Source organism: Limnohabitans sp. INBF003 (genome assembly GCF_055396645.1).
Map to the genome: position 1 here is coordinate 1,738,225 of NZ_AP029222.1, position 16,658 is coordinate 1,754,882.

The window sequence follows — 16,658 nt, forward strand, 5'->3', positions numbered from 1 at the left end:
ACCGTACTGCCCTTCAAGCAACCAAAGTGCGTCCTGTGCAGTGTTTGCTTGGACACGTGTTTTGACGAACATATTGTTGGACTGGACACGCACTGTAGCTTCGTATGTGTTCATGTGGTCTCCTACTGTTAATGGAAGCTGCCCTGAAAACAGTGACGCAGCTCATGCCCAATTTGATGCATGGTCGTTTGCTTGCCAGTAACAATCAAACAGGTGTCTTTGCGCCAAAAGCTGCATGCCGAGATTGCATGACCAAAGCCACCTAAACCACTGTCCTTGCTAACAGCTTCACAAGTCGCTTGCACATTTGAGACAACCATCCAGCTCACAACCAGCGTTTCAGTTCGATTTGGCTTGGTGCTGAACATTGCATCTCCATCACGCCAATCCGCAGCAACAGCGAAACAAGGTGCAACTACCAAGGCAAGAATGAATTTGAACTGCATGCTCAGTACTCACTTGTCAGCATCACAATCCACTGCCCAACTTCCCAGCAACCATATAGACGCATGCTGGCAAGCGGAAAATCCGTGTAGTCAATAAACTGCGTAGCCAAAATCTTGTCGTTGCCATCCTCAATATGCACAATGGCTGCCGACTTGAGCACTGCCATTTTGAGTACGGTGAATGGGTGTTGGTCAAAATCAATGCCTGTTAGGTGTGACCAGTACAAGTCCAACAGCCAAAAGCAATTGGCCTGCTCTGCTAAGAATTTCACGCCATCTGTAATAAGCATGTTGGCGTGCATGCGGTAGTAGTGCTCTGTGCCAGTAAACAGTGACAGTTGCTGCTCAAAGTCTGTATTGCCCATCAAAATTCCTTAGCCACCCGCAGCACCCATACGTCATCATCAGTAGCAGTGCCATACAGCTTGTAGCAAGCAACAGCACCTGAGCTGGACACATTGCTGGCCTGCTCGTAGCTGTCATTAAAAATAGTCAGCTCAATGCCATGCTCGAAAACCATCGCCACGCCAATAACTAGCCGCTTTGTTCCCAGCTGCAAGCGCATCGAGCTTGACGCTGCATGAACAAGCCAGAAGTGCTGCTCATCACGTGGAACTGGCAAACGTGGAAGACGATGCTTGCGTACAAGGCTTGGCTTGAAGAAATGCATCTCCGTGCGCAAATAAGGTGCCATTCCTTCATGTAACTGCTCAACAGCAGCCTTACTTGCGTACAGCATTGCTCTTGCTTGCATTAGCGTTGAAAGCCACCACGAATTTGCCCAGACACAGCTTCGATCTGTGCATCCAGCTCGCCAGCCAAAACAGCAGTGTTAACTGTTTCCAGTGCGCCAATCAATGCATCTGCGTCAGCGCATTCAACTGCGTTCGACTTGCTATTGAGCATCAAGGTCTTTGCGCCATAACGCACTTGCAGCACAACCTTGTTGCCATCAACAAACCACCAGGGTTTGATGCGTTTAGGCTGTGTAACTTGCACACGCTCACCAGCAGCGTTCGTAGTGGTTTTGATGCGTGTAGGTGCGTAAACCTCGCCCAATTTCAGCGCACGTGCGTACTGCAACTGCTCCAGCACTTTCAAGCTGAGCTTGTTGCGACGGTGCTGAATTGGGTCTTTGTGCGCAGGCTTTTTAGCTGCTACAAGTTTGAGTGAAGTAAGTGTTGCCATTTGCGTTTCCTTTCAAAGTAGTTTGGAAACACAAATTTATTTTCAGCTGCCAATGCGAACAACCGAAAAGATTAGGACTGATAACGCTGCATCCATTTTTAATTGAAAAAATATTCAGTCTGCATAAATAAATGCATGAAGAACAGTAAATTTTTAAATGAAAAGCAAAAAGCTATACAAAGCAAAAGCAGACGCGATAACAACGCTACAGACAAGTGGTTGCGTAAAAATGGCATAAACCCACAATTCGTTGGTAGCACGGATACAAAGCTTTTGAAAGCACAACAAGAGGCGCAAATTCTGCTAACGAACTACAGGCACTTACTAACCAATAGCCAAATAAAGAAGCTCAACAACTTCAAACGAAAAATGAATACAAATGAAATTCGCGTCCAAATGAAACCTGATGCAGCCAATAAAGTCTTTAACATCAGCACAAAAATAGTACGCACCCTACACAGGCAACAACAGGCAAATTAAAAGGCAAGAACACGGTACAACCAACCGTACCCAACAGGTAAAACTCAAGCTGCAATATGACGGCTAATGAGCTCGAACTGCTGTAGTTAGCAAGGCTACAGAACAACAGTGGATGCCGAAGAGTGTGCGCTTTGCGCTGGGAGTTTCAACACATCCGTCTCCCTTAAAACTCTATTGCAAGTGTGTCTGTGCAACTCGCATCAAACTACACACGGCGGCTGTGCGCTTTAATTTCCAACTGCGCATAGCCGTCGTGCGCCCATACAATCTGCATCAACCTAACAGCACCAATAGCTACTGCGTAGCTATCGGCTTTCATTCAATATTCAAACATGTGCAAAGCAATGTGAGTGAGCGAATGCGATACGAAACATTGATGCAGCACAAGCGAACTGTAAGTTCGCTTTCATATGCCAAACAGGAAATGCAAATCTAATGCTTCTTCCAGCTCTTTAACTGCCTTGGAAGCACGTCGAGCATCAGTAACTTTGTACTTCTCCCATTCCAAGTCATTAACGATGTGTACGTGGACTGCATGACGTGCATCCCACATCCACGTAATTTCATCATGCAGCTTTTGAGTGATGATCTTGTCAGTCAGTAAGTGCTTAAGGCGTTTTGGGAACTTACCTTCTGCATATTTAAGCTGCACTGCTGCTGCTTCAAGTAGTCCTTCTGCAATTGACGAAACAACCACAATGGCGTGCTTGTAAATCATTTCACGTGCAGTCACAGCTATATCAGTTCGATTAGCTACCCAACGCAGCACGTCATAAAAGATGTACTGGTACGAGAGATTGCGCTTGAGAACCTCGTTCTCAATCCAGTCGTACTTCTTGCTGTGCTTGCCAACACTGCCAAGAAAGCCACGCGGGAAGCGCACTTTGCCTTGTGCTTTAGGGTTTGCGTCTAGGTAGTCACTTATAAGCTGCAAGCCACCACCAACAGCTTCAACTGCTGCCTTCAAGTCAGCTTCGTTTTCGATTGCGTCAGGTATCTTCGCCATTAGCCAAAAATCCACGTTTTTCCATCAATATTGCCTACAGCATAGCCTGTCTGCCTATCAGCATAAGAAAGCAGGACTGCAAGACCAAACAGCGATTTTGATTCGTTTTCGCGGTTCTAGCCATGCGCTGAATAGAAGGAATCTTCGAGCATGCTTTGTGAGGCTAGCTAGTAAGTGCAAAAGCCCCGCTGTAGCTTGAAGAAGCAAACTGGATTTGGCTTTGGAAAATGGAATATGTGTGGAAAATCCGTGCAATCCAAATCCCCAAGCCAAAGCATCAAGGCATAAACAGGGGATTGCACGCTTTTTTGACGGCTATTGCTCCATGTATCGCAGCAACTCCGCAATGCTGCTTGCAACAGACGAGCTTTGTGTTTTGTCGTCCATCAGCTCCCTCAAAACTTGTCTGTATGAAACTAGCTCAACACCAAGCTGCTTCATGTACTCAAGCTCTGTTTCATCACGCAGCACACCATGCACAAACACGTAACGCCAGTTAGCGTCAGGTAGCACCTCGTTGCGCCTAGCGACCTTACGTTCACTTGTGTACTTTTTCTCAACCCACTGCTCTACGCCTGCTCGAATCTCGTCCGCAGTGCGTTTGCGTGCATTAGTGTCGCCACCAACATAGCCAATTGGTCTAAAGCTGACCTGCACCTCAACGTGCAAACACTCGTTTTCAGTAGCGCCATGGTGCACTGCCAGCAGGTCAATTTCATCAACACCGCACTTAATGCCGCGTATCGTAAAAAAGTTCTTCCTGTTCAGCCATTCCTCAACAAGCTGTTCATCAAGTAGTGCCATGCTCAGCCTTGCACCACTTGTTTAATCAAGCTCATTATGTATTCAAGGTCTTTGTCGCTATCCACTTGAACTTCGTAATCACCAGTGCCGTAATGCCCAATGTTTGAAACGTCCTTAGCAATATTCTTTGGATCGTCAAGTGCACCAGCCTTTGCACCAATATAAATCTTCATCTTCTTTTTCTGCATTTCCAAGCAGGCCACGTTGCCATCTTTCTTAAAAGCAACGTAAAACTTTTGCGGCTTGATCTCAATGTCGCTAGACAAGTTCAATATGGCATTACGAAACTGCTCATAAAGCTCGTATATCTCTTCACTCGTGTTGCTGCGGTGATCGTCTTCTGTGTACACCTTTATTTCATCAGCAATTGCTTTAAGCTCTGTATTCTGCTGCGTCAGCGGCTTAATGCTGGTTGCTGACTTGGATTTTTTGATTGGTGTAATTGAGACTGTGCCATTCGTGTAGCGTCTAATTTCCCAAAGCTCAATCGCAATATCTTTAAAGTTCGTTGCTTGAACTTGGTTATCAGTAAAGCTAGGCGATACAAATGCAACGCGAGTTTGCGTCCAATCAACGTCTGTAATTTTTAGATTGCTATTCAGTTGAACTTGGTGCTCAAGCACAAAGTCAGCCCTGTTTTCCAGCATCAAGCCCAAGTAAGTAAAGCCTTGGTCAACTACGCTCACATTTTTATCGCGCTTGTACTCAATAATGATAAAAGCTTTCGCTTGCTCGTCATAAGCAAGTGTGTCGATGCGTTTATTCTTGATCGAAAACTCACTACGAACAAACTTCAAGCCCATTACCTCAGCTAAGTTTGCTTCAAACAGCTCTTGTATTTCACGCTCAAGCTTAAAAGGCGCTTCGTGTATTTCGTCCAGCTTATTGTTTTTGATTGAGTAAATGGTCATATTCTTCTCGCGTTTTATGCAACTGCCCTTTGCCGTATGTCCTCAATCACAGCAAACAGCCGTTCAACCTTTGCAAGGCCAAAAACTGTGTCAGGGCCAGTCGATGAAATAGCCGTGAATGGTGTTTCGTACAAGCGTCCAGCCTCAATAGCACCATCCACAGTCAAGTACTCAACAATCATCTTGGCAAACTCAAGCTGGCTAGCTGTAGCGTTCTTGTCGTTCAAAAACTCAGCCATTGCCTCTACTGCTGCGTTACGGTCAAGCCCAACAAGCGACCGCACCCACAAGCCAAGCCCATGCCCTTCTTCACGTGCCATGTCCACGTAACTCGCATTGCCACTTGCCTGCTCAAGCAGTATCTTTTCCAGCTCCTGCAAGTCACTAGCTGTAACTGGCAAATTTCTACGTAGCTTTTGCAGTGCAAGCCTGTCGTCGTGCTGCTTCAAAAAGGCACGTGTTTTCGCTTTGAATTTTTCGTAGTCAAGGCCAGCAGGGACTAAGGGCAAGTCAACGCCCTCACCTTCACCAATTTCATCCTCAAATTGCGTGTAAATGATCGACTTAGAACCTTTTTCGATCAGCTTCACCAGCAGCCTCAACTGCTTACGTGCTGCTTCAAGCATGCCAACCGTGATGTCTTGCCACCACTCATCTGTGCCAATGCTCTGTATTAAGACCATCTGCGCACGTATTACAGGGATGCTTTCTTGTAACTCCAATGCAGCTGCGATTTTTTGTATGGTTGTTTTCAGTCCATCAAAGCCAGGCGTTTTGTTAAGTACGCAAAGCTGCATCTTCAACATCAGCAGGTCAAAACGTTTTGCCTCTTCCTCAGTATCAATAAGCTGCGATGGAAGATTAGCTAACTCGTTGCCAATCTCTACTGCCTCTGTTGGTGTAATTGCCTTCCATGCATCAGCCACGCTGTACTTTTCAACATGTCTGCGCTTAGTACGCACAATCATGTTGGCAAACGTCATGTGGCTAACGATACTGTGTAGGTGTGCTGCTGTTTCTTTTCTCAACGCACCATCTTGTTCTTCCTGCTTGCCAGTCTTGTTGTCGCCAGCACTCGCATCCAAGCTAGTAATCAACTCAAGCCTTGCTTTGAACAATCGAGCTTCTAACGAGGCTGTTGCAGCACCGTCAGTAGCTTCTGGATTTTCGGCAAAGTACTCTAGGTTTTGCAGGAAATCGAAGATGTAAAAGAACTTCTTGTCTTGGTTCGGTGCGTACAGGTCTGGGCAAAGCCTTGTGCCACGCCCAATCATCTGCCAAAACTTTGTCTTGCTTCGAACGAGCTTGAAGAACACCAAGTTGACAACTTCCGGCACGTCAATGCCTGTGTCCAACATGTCTACGCTGATTGCGATGTGCGGCTCTTTGTCTTTCACGCTAAAGCTGTCAATCAAGCTTTGTGCGTACTCGGTTTGGTACGTGATGACACGTGCAAAGTGTCCTTTGTACTCAGGGTAGTTAATGTTGAAGCGTTCAGCTATGTATTCAGCATGCCTGTTGTTTTTTGCAAAGATGATGGTCTTGCCAAGCCTGTCACCACTTGCAACACGCTCACCTTTAGTCATCAAGTGCTCAAGCACCAAGTCAACTGTCTGTTCGTTAAACAGCCAATTGTTTAACGCAGCTGCATCAACTTCGTCTGGCGCTCCCTGTTCACCCCAGTCAAGTTCATCCCATTGCGCTTTTTCCTCATCGCTCAATTCGCTGTACTTAATACCCTTGCGCTGAAATTTAAGCGGGACAGATACAGCTTTGGGTGGAACTAGGTAGCCATCAGCAATTGCATCTTCAAGTGCATACGCATAGGTTGGAACGCCACGTTGCAACTGGAACATGCCATACGTGTTGTGGTCGATTTCATCTTTCGGCGTAGCTGTTAGACCAACTAGATAGCTGTCGAAGTAGTCAAAAATTGCACCGTATTTTGCGTAGATGCTGCGATGAGCTTCGTCCACAATCACCAAATCAAAGTGTCCAACACCAAACTGCCGTGTGTCGTCCTTGTCGCTGTTGATTAAGTTGAGCATGGTTGGATATGTGCTGACATACACACGGCCTTGACCATCTTGGCTATCAAGCAAATTTACAACACCAGCGTTTGGTAGATGCTTGTTAAATTCTTTGGTTGCCTGCTTGACCAAGCTCACCCTGTCAGCCAAGAACAGCACACGCTTCACCCAGCTGCAACGCGAAAGCAAATCCACCAGCGCAATAACAGTTCGCGTCTTGCCCGAACCAGTAGCCATAACAATCAAACTGCGGCGCTGGTTATGCTTCTCCATAGCCTCAGTAACGCTGCGAATGGCTTGCTGCTGATAGCCACGGCCTGCAATGTCACTGTTAATTTGTTCTAGTGCGATTGATTTTTTGCCTGTCCTGCGCTGCATCAGCAGTTCAAGCTCAGCCTTTTTGTAAAAGCCCTGCACACGCCTTGGCGGTGCTGCTTTGTCATCCCAAAACCAGTACTCGTATCCGTTTGTGTAAAAAATTACGGGTCTACGCTTGTACTGCGCTTCAAGGCAGTCTGCGTACAACTTGGCCTGCTGCTGTCCAACAGTAGCATCACGCTTTGTTCGCTTTGCTTCAACAACTGCTAAGGGCAAACCGTCATCACCCCATAGCACGTAATCAACATAGCCAAGGCCTTTGTTGTTCGGCATGCCCTGAACTTCAAACTCTCTGTCCTGTTCTTTATCCAGCGCCCATCCTGCTTCATGCAGCAGCATGTCGATAAAGTAGTCTCGTGTTTGTTCTTCGTTGTAGTCGTGCGTGTCTTGTGTCTGTGTGTTTGCCGCTTTAGCTGCTGCAATCTCTGCACGTAACGCTTCAAGCTCTGCATGTACAGCGCCTAAGCCATCCAGCTTTTCTTTCAGCGCAGCGTTTTCAGCATCCTTAGCCTTTAGCGCATCCTCTTGTCGCTTCAACTGCTCAACAGTTACTGCGCTTTCCTGCTTAGCAGCTGGCACCAGTGCTTCATCAAATTGCAATGCAGGGTTAGGTCTTGCACGTTCACCATATGTCCTAGCCAGCCAATAAGCAACGTGGAACAGTTCCTGTATTGCAATGACTGCATCAGCTTTCTTTGTTGCCTTGGCATGTGCTGCACGGTTGCCAATGCCAATCACCACAGTAGCTTTGGTAAAGATTGCTTCGCCTACGTTTGCACGAAAGCTCGGGTCATGTACACGTGCACCAAGACTTGTTTCGTAGCACTTAAAGTTGTTGTCGTACCTGTACAGCCAATCAACAATCTGTTCCAACGTCATACGTGCATACCAGCAAGCAGCACGAGCGTCTGTATTCAAATAGCCTTCTGCCTTCGTTGCGCTGTCACAAATCGCAAAGAATTCTTTTTGCAGAAAGGCAAAGTTACTCATGCATTAAACCCTGTTGTAAACGCTTGGTGTTGGAGTGACGATGTCAATTGAGTAGTAGAAAGAGATGTTGCAAAGGCTTTCGCTTTCATCGCCTCTATCAGCAATACCTTTTTTTCAAACTCATTTTGCAACTGAATTGGGGGGCAAATTACATTGAGCTTGGATAAGTCGCCCAAGTTAACTGTTTTCTGCGCAACACCTCTAGCTACTTTATCCACTTGTCGCCTAACAAAATCACATCGAAGCATTGAAGCCATGAATTGTGAATTGACTATATTACGCTTTGGCTTGATGTGTGCGATGTGGCGCTGGAATGCAAATTTCTCATCGTTACGTACTAACGCGATGTTTCCGTATGACCCTACAGTCGTGTACAGCACATCGCCTATATTAATTGAGCAATTTCTTGTTAACTCGTCATAAGTGCTACTGGAAATAAATTTACTTGTATTTAAATTAATTTCGCCATTCACAATATTGCTAATGAAAATAAATGGAATTCCGTTCTCAACCCATTTTGGTGATTGGTGCGTTCCATCAGTTATTCGCTCGCAAATACTGCGAAGTTCCACCTTATCATTTTCTATGTGCTGCCTAAACATCTCAACAAACGTGCTCTGCGCTAACTCATCCAGCTTAGCAATAGCCTGCTCACGCTTAGCTTTAATCTCAGCAGCTTTGTCCAGTATTGCTGCAATGCGCTTCTGTTCTGCAAGTGGTGGGAGTGGGATGACTAAATCGTTTGCACGTTTAATGCTTAGATTTGAAATGTTGGTTGTTTTATTTCCAAAACTACGCAGCTTTGCTTGAATTTTTGCTGATGTAAACCAGTAATACAAATAGCGTCTATCAACAAGCGCATCTGTTGCTCTCAACGCACTAATGAAACCACCAAATGTGCATTCGTAATTTAGCTTAGGTACCCAGCAAGCCTTGCCAACTAAATTCCAACTGTTAGCGGTTGAGACAAGCAGGTCACCTTCTTGCAGTACTTGATTTTTATTAGCAACAAAATTTTTAGGCAAAAACCAAACATCTGTCTCATCAAGCTTAGATTGCACGTTTTTTGTACGCATACAGCCAACAGCATCAGCAGTTACCCCATCCAATACATCTGCTGGCTTAAACGTAATGCCGCGCACAAATGTCGCTACATCGCCTAAGCGTACTGTTGCTGTGCTCATTTCAGCAACCCTTCAAGCTCAACCAAGCCAGCTTGTATCTCGGCTTCCAGTTGCTTCAACTCTGCAATGAGTTGCTGCGGCGGTACATGCTCCACGTGTTCATGCACCACTTCCTTATATCTGTTCAAACTCAAGTCAAAGCCAGCAGCAGCAATCTCACTTGCAGCAACACAGAAGCTTTGTGCAGTACGTGCGTTCGCAACTTCATTGCCTGCACGCTCCTGCCAACGCTTTACTAAGTCTGGCAAGTTATTTTTTGCATGCTCTTCGGCGGTCAAAGCAGTTACTGGAACAACGCCTAGCTTGTCTGCATCGAGCAGTGCCTGTCGTTTGTCATCCAAGCTAAAGCCATCGGCTTGCATGTCGTAAAACCAAACGTTGTCAGTACCGCCTGAGTTTGTCTTTGTGAAAATCAATACGGCAGTGCTCACGCCAGCGTATGGTTTGAACACACCACTAGGCAGTGAAATAACTGCATCAAGCTTCTGCTCTTCAACCAAAATTCTGCGCAAGTCCTTGTGCGCCTTGCTGCTACCAAACAGCACACCGTCCGGCACAATCACAGCAGCACGTCCACCCGGCTTTAACAGCTTCAAGAACAAAGCCAAAAACAAAAGCTCAGTTTTCTTAGTCTTCACAACGTCCAGCAAGTCTTTTGCTGTCGTGTCGTAATCCAAGCTGCCAGCAAACGGTGGGTTAGCAAGAATCAAGCTGTACTTTTCTTCTTCAACTGCATAGTCTTGCGACAAGCTGTCACGGTAAGTAATTTCAGGGCTTTCAACTCCGTGCAACAACATGTTCATACTGCCAATACGCAGCATGGTGTTGTCAAAGTCGTAGCCATGAAACATTGTGCTGTTGAAGTGCTTAGCACCAGCTGCATCAACAAGCATTGCTGAATGATGCTTGCGCACATACTCACTCGCAGCAACCAAAAACCCACACGTACCGCTTGCAGGGTCACAAATAGTGTCTTTAGGCTGCGGTGCAGTCAGCTCAACAAGTAACTGAATGATGTGACGCGGTGTGCGGAACTGACCGTTTTGACCAGCACTCGCAATCTTGCCCAACATGTACTCGTAAATGTCGCCCTTCGTGTCCCTGTCATCCATGCGCACTTCATCAAGCATGTCCACAACCTTTGCAAGCAGCGCAGGTGTAGGCAATGTGAAACGTGCGCCTTGCATGTGTTTACTGTATGTACTGCCATCGCCACCAAGCTCACGCAAAAACGGGAATGCATGTTCACTAACCACATTAAACATGTCTTGTGGGTCTAGATTTTTAAGCCTGCTCCAGCGCATGTCTTGGTAACTGCGCCCCTTCGCATCGCTGCCAGCAGGAAAAATGCTACGTTCGATTGGCTTGTTGAGACGTGCAGCCTTGTTCTCTTCCAAAGTCTGCATCTCATCAAGCCTACGCAAAAACAGCAAATAGGTCAGCTGCTCGACAACTTCAAGCGGATTTGAAATGCCACCTGCCCAAATCGTTGCCCACACTCTGTCGATTTGCGACTTGATTTCACCAGTAATCATTAGGAGCTTTTAACCTTTGCAGCATTCTTTTGTTTTTTGGATGTGGCTTGTTCTGCTTTCTCCACAATCACACGCATGTGTTGGCGCAGGACTTGTGCAGCTGGAACGTCCATCTTTTGACAAGCAGCCACAAAAGCATCTCTAAGCTCCTGTTCAACTCGTATCCGCATGCCAGCGTCTTTCATGCTGCCTCTCCGTGTTTCCAATGTGTATCCACTTTATCACACAGCAACTAGTGGGTATAGAAGAAAAATCACCACCCACCAACAAAACAGTAGCTACGCAAAATTTCTAGCTGCACGTTTTTTTAACGGCTGCAGACCAGACTTGGCACAGCGCACGCAAGCTGCGTAAAACGACCTGCAAGCAGCGAAAAGCCCAGCCCAGCTACCCAAGCCTACCCTAGCAGCTTAAAACGCTTGCAGGGCTTGTTTGTAAATCCAGCTCGTTCGTGGCGCATGTGCCACACCAAGACCGCTAAATACAACTACGCATAGTTTTCACAAAACATGCGCAGTGCAGCTAACCCATTGCTGCTATTGAAGAAATTTAGAGGTAGGAATTTTGGACATACGAAAACATACTCAATGCACTATTTTCACAACAGTAGAGGAAGTGCAAATGACAAAACAAGCCCGAACAATTAGCGAGCGTGAACTGCAACGCTTGCTCGATTTCGTTTCCAAAACCAAAAGCCAAAAGCGCAACCGCGCAATCATCCTGCTTACGCACCTTGCGGGCATGCGAATTGGTGAAGTAGCTGCGCTGCGGGTTGCAGACGTACTTGCAAGCGATGGAACAGTGCGCAAAGAAGTTACGTTGAGCGCGATGCAGACAAAAGGCAATCGCAGCCGAACCGTCCTGCTCAACCAGCGCATGCAAGCAGAGCTAGCTGCTTACTTGCAGACAGTGCGTGTGCGCGATCAAAAGCAACCCTTGTTTTCAACTCAGCGCAGTGCTGGATTTACTGCCAACTCACTTACTCAAGTGGTGAATGGCATTTACAAGAAAGCGGGACTGGATGGATGCAGTAGCCACAGTGGTCGTCGTGGCTTTCTAACAAACTTGGCTGAGAAAGGTGTGAGCGTTAGGGTAATGATGGCGCTTGCAGGTCATCAAAACATGAGCACAACCCAGCGTTACATCGACTTGCGTCCAGGCGTGCTGCGTAACGCTGTGGAGTTGATTTAAAAATTACGCTTAATTAGTGTTGGCAAAGATTTCAAAGCGTCATTAGTTGCTTTTGCATGCGCATCAACCCAAGCCAGCTTTTCTTGCTCACCCTTCTGAAGCTCTGCAATGTATTCACACGCTTCTTTAGTTGTTAATGATAAAGCCTTGTAGCGCTCAATTATCAATCGGGGGCTAATATTAGAGCGCAGATATTCATATGCCTTTGCATGCTCCTGCGTTTCAAATATATGTTGAAAATCTTTCTTCTTTAATGCACTCGAAATCACTCCGACATAATCGTCTCCACAAACAGTAATTAACGCTTTATCTGTTTTAAATTCTTTTTTTGACTTTATTAACTCACATGTGCCTTGAACATTCTTTTTAACAAGCTGTGCTGCAAGTTGATCAGCTGTCATGTCCATAAATGCTTTTTGAGTTGCATATCGCAATTTCGCATCGAGCACCTCAAGCTCGTCAGCATTTAAAAGCAGACTAAATGCAAGGCCTGTCACGTATTGATCAACATCACGTTCAGCATCGTATTTCAAAACTATGTATGACACTCGAATCTCCTTTCCACGCCTCTACTTCAATTCAAACCCATTATTCATCTCAAGCAGCTTCTTCAATTTGTTGCTTGGTTTAGTAGCCTGCACAGCCAACGCTGGGCGACTGCTGTTTTCAATTGCAGCTGATACCACTTGCATCTTTATACCAGCTATCGTTTGTTTTGCCATGCCCGCCTGACGTGCTGCGCTGCGTGATGTGACGAGACGTGGAACACTGTCAGGGTCTAGTCCAGCATCACCTCGATCAAATGGTCTATCAAGCCATGCTTGCAAGCTAGGGTCTAGGCCTAGGCTTTCTTCCAGCCACTCTAACGCATGCTCGAATTGCACTTGAGACTGCGCCATGAACTTTTTTGCAACTGCATGTTTGCGCTGTTGACTGTAGCTGTCTGCCCTGTTGTACGTCAAAATCGCCTTGCTTAGCCTTGATTCGTACTCACGTATCGCATCGGGCTTTTCACCATACATGCTTCGACGGCGCTCTTTTTCGTTTAACCATCTTGCTTCGATTTCCGCAAATTCGTCTCGCGTCAACCACGTCTGCAAATCCCTGTTTTGCACATGCTTACCCAGCTCAAGCTTTGTTTTGATAGCTGTCAGCTTTTCTATACGCCTTGCGTCAATCGAACGCACGACTGGCTTTGGCTTTGGCTTTGGCTTTGGCTTTTGAGTTTGGTTTTTGGCTTTTAGTTTTGACAGTTGGCTAGTTGGCATGCTGTTCAAATTCCGTGCAATCTATGCACGTTTATTTTACGCCTAACAAACCAAATCCACAACTCGATTCCAATAACCAAAACCAAAACCAAATACCAATTTATTTGTTCCGCACAATACTGCCATCCACTACATCGTAGTCACTAAGCGCATTACTACGCATCTTTTCACGTGTTGTGCGGTAATAAGTCTTTTCGATCTGCGCGACGCTAGTACCAGCCATTTCAGCTACAGTCATCAAATCTAAGCCACTGTTAACTTTGTGGGTGATAAAAGAGTGACGGAAGCTGTAATGAACAATTCCACGTTCAGCCGCATCAACAATTTCAGCTCTCTCAAGCAAATTATCAAAATGAACGTAAATTGCACGAGGTGTAATGGCAGTCTCTCCATCAACGCTAAAAACCAAGTCTTTCCCAATTAGTTTACGGAGTGCATTTAGATTCTTAATTAAGAATTGCTCTGCCTTAGCTGAATAGGAAGCTGGCAATCCCTTAAATTTAATGCGCTTAGCGGCTGCGTAAAGCAAAACGTAGACATAACCGTCATCGCCGACCATGAATTGCCGAGTTCTCCTAACCTTACTAATTGCACCTGGAACAGTAATTTCAAATAATGCCTCGACACGTCCGCCCTTTAGCTTTCGAACTTCTCGCTCCACATCCTTAAAGCTAATGTTCTCCCACTTCAATTGCAACATTTCACCGCGACGCATACCAGTTAGCATTGCAATAGCATTGAAACACCCACATATGGCCTTGGTAGTGTTATTTTTATCGTTTTTATCGTCTGCTTGCTCATGCACATAAACACGCAAGACTTTTGCCATACGCTTTAATTCGTCCTTGTCAAAAATTGGACGTTTCAAAGCCATGTCACCAGCGTCAATAGGCTTTAGCTTTTTAAAGTCAAACGCTTCAATGTAAGTCTCGTTGCGTTTAAACAACCAATAAATCATTGCATTAATAGTGCTCTGTTCATTAACAATTGTTGATTGACTGATTTTTATTTCATTGCGCTTCTTAGTTTGACGGCGCTCATTAAAGTAGTTCTCACAATCAGTCCTAGCAAGCTCTTTAAGCTTTGTATCCTTGCCAATATATTTAAGCCAGTGCTGCAAGTGGGTGTTAATAGTCCTGTAGCGTCCTTGCACAATGATTCCAGCATCAACGTCTTTTTGCCGTTGCTGCAAGTACATCTCAACGCCTTGCTTGGTTGTGAGTGAGAAGTAGGTCTTACCAGCAAGCTCACCTGCCTTTAGCTCGTGGTAGTACTTCTTGGCTTTATCAATAGCCGTGTCTTGGTTGCGTGTTTTAAGGCTAAAGCGAGCGTACTTGCGCTCCTTTGCAAGCCACATACGCATCTGCCAGTAGTCACCACGCTTGTGTATGACTGCTTCGTCGTAAATTGGAATTTCGTCGTCAGCGTATTGCGTTTTTTTAAGTGGCATTTTTGGGCGCAGGAGCACTTACGAAAATCAATAAGCACTTTTTTGTGTAGGTTTACGTGCAACTGTAAAACCTGCGCCCAGCAAAATCAAGCACTTATTTTGCTGCGTGTCACTTTTGTGTAACTCGTAAATCGTTATAAATCAACAACTTACAACAGAAAAGTTACTCCCACTCGATCGTCGCCGGTGGTTTTGAACTCACGTCGTATGTAACTCTGTTGATGCCACGCACCTCGTTGATGATGCGGCCCGAGACCTTCTTGAGCAGCGCATAGGGCAGCTCGGCCCAGTCTGCAGTCATGAAGTCGCTGGTCTGCACCGCACGCAAAGCCACCACGTAGTCGTAAGTGCGGCCATCGCCCATCACGCCCACGCTTTTCACGGGCAGGAATACGGTGAAAGCCTGGCTGGTCAGGTCATACCAGGTTTTGCCGGATTCGTCAGTGAAGTTGCGTAATTCTTCGATGAAGATCGCGTCGGCGCGGCGCAGCAGGTCGGCGTATTCCTTTTTCACTTCGCCCAAAATGCGCACGCCCAAGCCGGGTCCGGGGAATGGGTGGCGGTACACCATCTCGCGCGGCAAGCCCAGCGCCACACCGAGTTCGCGCACTTCGTCTTTGAACAACTCGCGCAGCGGCTCCAGCAATTTCAGGCCCAGTTGCTCAGGCAGGCCGCCCACGTTGTGGTGGCTCTTGATGGTCACAGCTTTCTTGCTCTTGGCACCGCCCGACTCGATCACGTCGGGGTAGATCGTGCCTTGGGCCAGGAACGTCGCGCCCTTGTGACCGCCGTTACCGGCTTTCAACTTGGCCGCTTGTTCCTTGAACACATCCACAAACAAACCGCCAATGATCTTGCGCTTGGCTTCGGGCTCGCTCACACCCGCCAGCTTGCCCAAGAACAAATCGCTGGCATCGACGCGGATCACTTTCGCGTGCAACTTGCCCACGAACATCTCCATGACCATGTCGCCCTCGTTCAGTCGCAGCAGGCCGTGGTCCACAAACACGCAAGTGAGCTTGTCGCCAATGGCGCGGTGGATCAGGGCTGCGGCCACCGATGAATCGACACCGCCCGACAAGCCGAGGATGACTTCTTCGTCACCGACTTGCTCGCGGATTTTGGCCACGGCTTCTTCGATGTAGTCGCCCATGATCCAGTCTTGGCGGGCTTTGCAAATGTCGAGCACAAAGCGGTTGAGCAGCGCCTGGCCTTGCACGGTGTGCGTGACTTCGGGGTGGAACTGCACCGCATAGAAGTGACGAGCTTCGTCGGCCATGCCCGCAATGGGGCAAGCCGGGGTCGAAGCCATGACCTTGAATCCCGGGGGGATGGCCGTGACCTTGTCGCCATGGCTCATCCAGACCTTGAGCATGCCGTGGCCTTCGGGCGTGGCGAAGTCTTCGATGCCTTTGAGCAATTCGGTGTGGCCATGGGCGCGCACTTCGGCGTAGCCAAATTCGCGGGTGTGACCAGCTTCGACCTTGCCGCCCAACTGCTGGGCCATGGTTTGCATGCCGTAGCAAATGCCCAAGACCGGGATACCCAGCTCAAACACAGCATCGGGTGCGCGGTCGTCGACTTCGTACACGCTGGCGTGTGAGCCGGAGAGGATCACGCCTTTGAGGTTGCCGTCTTTGGCGTACTCGCGCACCCAGTCGCTGGTCACGTCGCAAGGGTGCACTTCGCAAAACACATGCGCTTCGCGCACGCGACGGGCAATCAGCTGGGTGACTTGTGAGCCGAAATCGAGGATCAGGATTTTGGAGTGCTGCATGGCAGGCGTCGTTCTTTGAG

The 16,658-nt window shown here is 47.2% G+C and carries 17 protein-coding genes; 2 read left to right on the top strand and 15 right to left on the bottom strand.

Going from position 1 to position 16,658, the window contains the following annotated elements:
* Positions 1-128: 128 nt before the first annotated feature.
* From ACZ5VE_RS07890 to ACZ5VE_RS07905, 4 genes are read right to left on the bottom strand one after another with little or no spacing between them, the layout of a single operon-like run.
* Entirely contained in the window at positions 129-446 is a 318-nt protein-coding gene (locus tag ACZ5VE_RS07890; protein WP_286262195.1) for a hypothetical protein, read from the bottom strand.
* A 2-nt stretch (positions 447-448) separates the two neighbouring features.
* A complete protein-coding gene (locus ACZ5VE_RS07895; protein WP_286262193.1) occupies positions 449-811 on the bottom strand; it encodes a DUF6876 family protein in 363 nt (120 codons plus the stop codon).
* On the bottom strand, positions 811-1,185 hold the full coding sequence (locus ACZ5VE_RS07900; protein ID WP_286262191.1) for a hypothetical protein: 375 nt from the start codon (positions 1,183-1,185) through the stop codon (positions 811-813). Before ACZ5VE_RS07900 ends, ACZ5VE_RS07895 begins: the two co-directional genes overlap by 1 nt.
* Positions 1,186-1,199: 14 nt before the next feature.
* Complete coding sequence (locus ACZ5VE_RS07905) at positions 1,200-1,634, bottom strand: DUF6641 family protein (RefSeq protein WP_286262189.1); 435 nt, start codon at positions 1,632-1,634, stop codon at positions 1,200-1,202.
* 135 nt (positions 1,635-1,769) lie between these two features.
* Here ACZ5VE_RS07905 and ACZ5VE_RS07910 point away from each other — a divergent pair, with 135 nt between their 5' ends.
* On the top strand, positions 1,770-2,114 hold the full coding sequence (locus ACZ5VE_RS07910; protein ID WP_286262187.1) for a hypothetical protein: 345 nt from the start codon (positions 1,770-1,772) through the stop codon (positions 2,112-2,114).
* A gap of 406 nt (positions 2,115-2,520) precedes the next feature.
* Here the strand turns inward: ACZ5VE_RS07910 and ACZ5VE_RS07915 are convergent, their stop codons facing one another.
* The 7 genes from ACZ5VE_RS07915 to ACZ5VE_RS07945 form a co-directional block, all read right to left on the bottom strand.
* A complete protein-coding gene (locus tag ACZ5VE_RS07915; RefSeq protein WP_464454659.1) occupies positions 2,521-3,135 on the bottom strand; it encodes a hypothetical protein in 615 nt (204 codons plus the stop codon).
* Between the two features lie 300 nt (positions 3,136-3,435).
* Positions 3,436-3,924, bottom strand: a complete 489-nt coding sequence (locus ACZ5VE_RS07920) for a hypothetical protein (protein ID WP_464454660.1) — start codon at positions 3,922-3,924, stop codon at positions 3,436-3,438.
* 2 nt (positions 3,925-3,926) lie between these two features.
* On the bottom strand, positions 3,927-4,835 hold the full coding sequence (locus ACZ5VE_RS07925; RefSeq protein WP_464454661.1) for a DUF5655 domain-containing protein: 909 nt from the start codon (positions 4,833-4,835) through the stop codon (positions 3,927-3,929).
* A 14-nt stretch (positions 4,836-4,849) separates the two neighbouring features.
* Positions 4,850-8,233 carry a DEAD/DEAH box helicase family protein gene (locus tag ACZ5VE_RS07930; RefSeq protein ID WP_464454662.1) on the bottom strand — a complete coding sequence of 1,128 codons (3,384 nt, stop codon included), beginning with the start codon at positions 8,231-8,233 and terminating at the stop codon, positions 4,850-4,852.
* A complete protein-coding gene (locus ACZ5VE_RS07935; RefSeq protein ID WP_464454663.1) occupies positions 8,230-9,417 on the bottom strand; it encodes a restriction endonuclease subunit S in 1,188 nt (395 codons plus the stop codon). Before ACZ5VE_RS07935 ends, ACZ5VE_RS07930 begins: the two co-directional genes overlap by 4 nt.
* Positions 9,414-10,952, bottom strand: coding sequence for a type I restriction-modification system subunit M (locus ACZ5VE_RS07940; protein WP_464454664.1), 1,539 nt, complete (start codon positions 10,950-10,952; stop codon positions 9,414-9,416). The genes ACZ5VE_RS07935 and ACZ5VE_RS07940 overlap by 4 nt, the downstream gene beginning before the upstream one ends.
* Entirely contained in the window at positions 10,952-11,137 is a 186-nt protein-coding gene (locus tag ACZ5VE_RS07945; protein WP_286262173.1) for a plasmid-related protein, read from the bottom strand. The genes ACZ5VE_RS07940 and ACZ5VE_RS07945 overlap by 1 nt, the downstream gene beginning before the upstream one ends.
* A 436-nt stretch (positions 11,138-11,573) precedes the next feature.
* Between ACZ5VE_RS07945 and ACZ5VE_RS07950 the strand changes: the two genes are divergently transcribed.
* Positions 11,574-12,143 carry a tyrosine-type recombinase/integrase gene (locus ACZ5VE_RS07950; RefSeq protein ID WP_464454665.1) on the top strand — a complete coding sequence of 190 codons (570 nt, stop codon included), beginning with the start codon at positions 11,574-11,576 and terminating at the stop codon, positions 12,141-12,143.
* Here ACZ5VE_RS07950 and ACZ5VE_RS07955 read toward each other — a convergent pair.
* From ACZ5VE_RS07955 to guaA, 4 genes are all read right to left on the bottom strand, one after another.
* On the bottom strand, positions 12,140-12,691 hold the full coding sequence (locus ACZ5VE_RS07955) for a hypothetical protein (protein ID WP_464454666.1): 552 nt from the start codon (positions 12,689-12,691) through the stop codon (positions 12,140-12,142). The genes ACZ5VE_RS07950 and ACZ5VE_RS07955 overlap by 4 nt on opposite strands.
* A gap of 21 nt (positions 12,692-12,712) precedes the next feature.
* The gene (locus ACZ5VE_RS07960; RefSeq protein WP_464454667.1) at positions 12,713-13,411 is read right to left on the bottom strand and encodes a hypothetical protein; all 699 of its coding nucleotides are present in this window, start codon (positions 13,409-13,411) and stop codon (positions 12,713-12,715) included.
* Between the two features lie 100 nt (positions 13,412-13,511).
* Complete coding sequence (locus ACZ5VE_RS07965; RefSeq protein WP_464454668.1) at positions 13,512-14,879, bottom strand: tyrosine-type recombinase/integrase; 1,368 nt, start codon at positions 14,877-14,879, stop codon at positions 13,512-13,514.
* Positions 14,880-15,024: 145 nt separating this feature from the next.
* A complete protein-coding gene (gene guaA, locus ACZ5VE_RS07970; RefSeq protein ID WP_464454669.1) occupies positions 15,025-16,638 on the bottom strand; it encodes a glutamine-hydrolyzing GMP synthase in 1,614 nt (537 codons plus the stop codon).
* Positions 16,639-16,658: the final 20 nt, after the last annotated feature.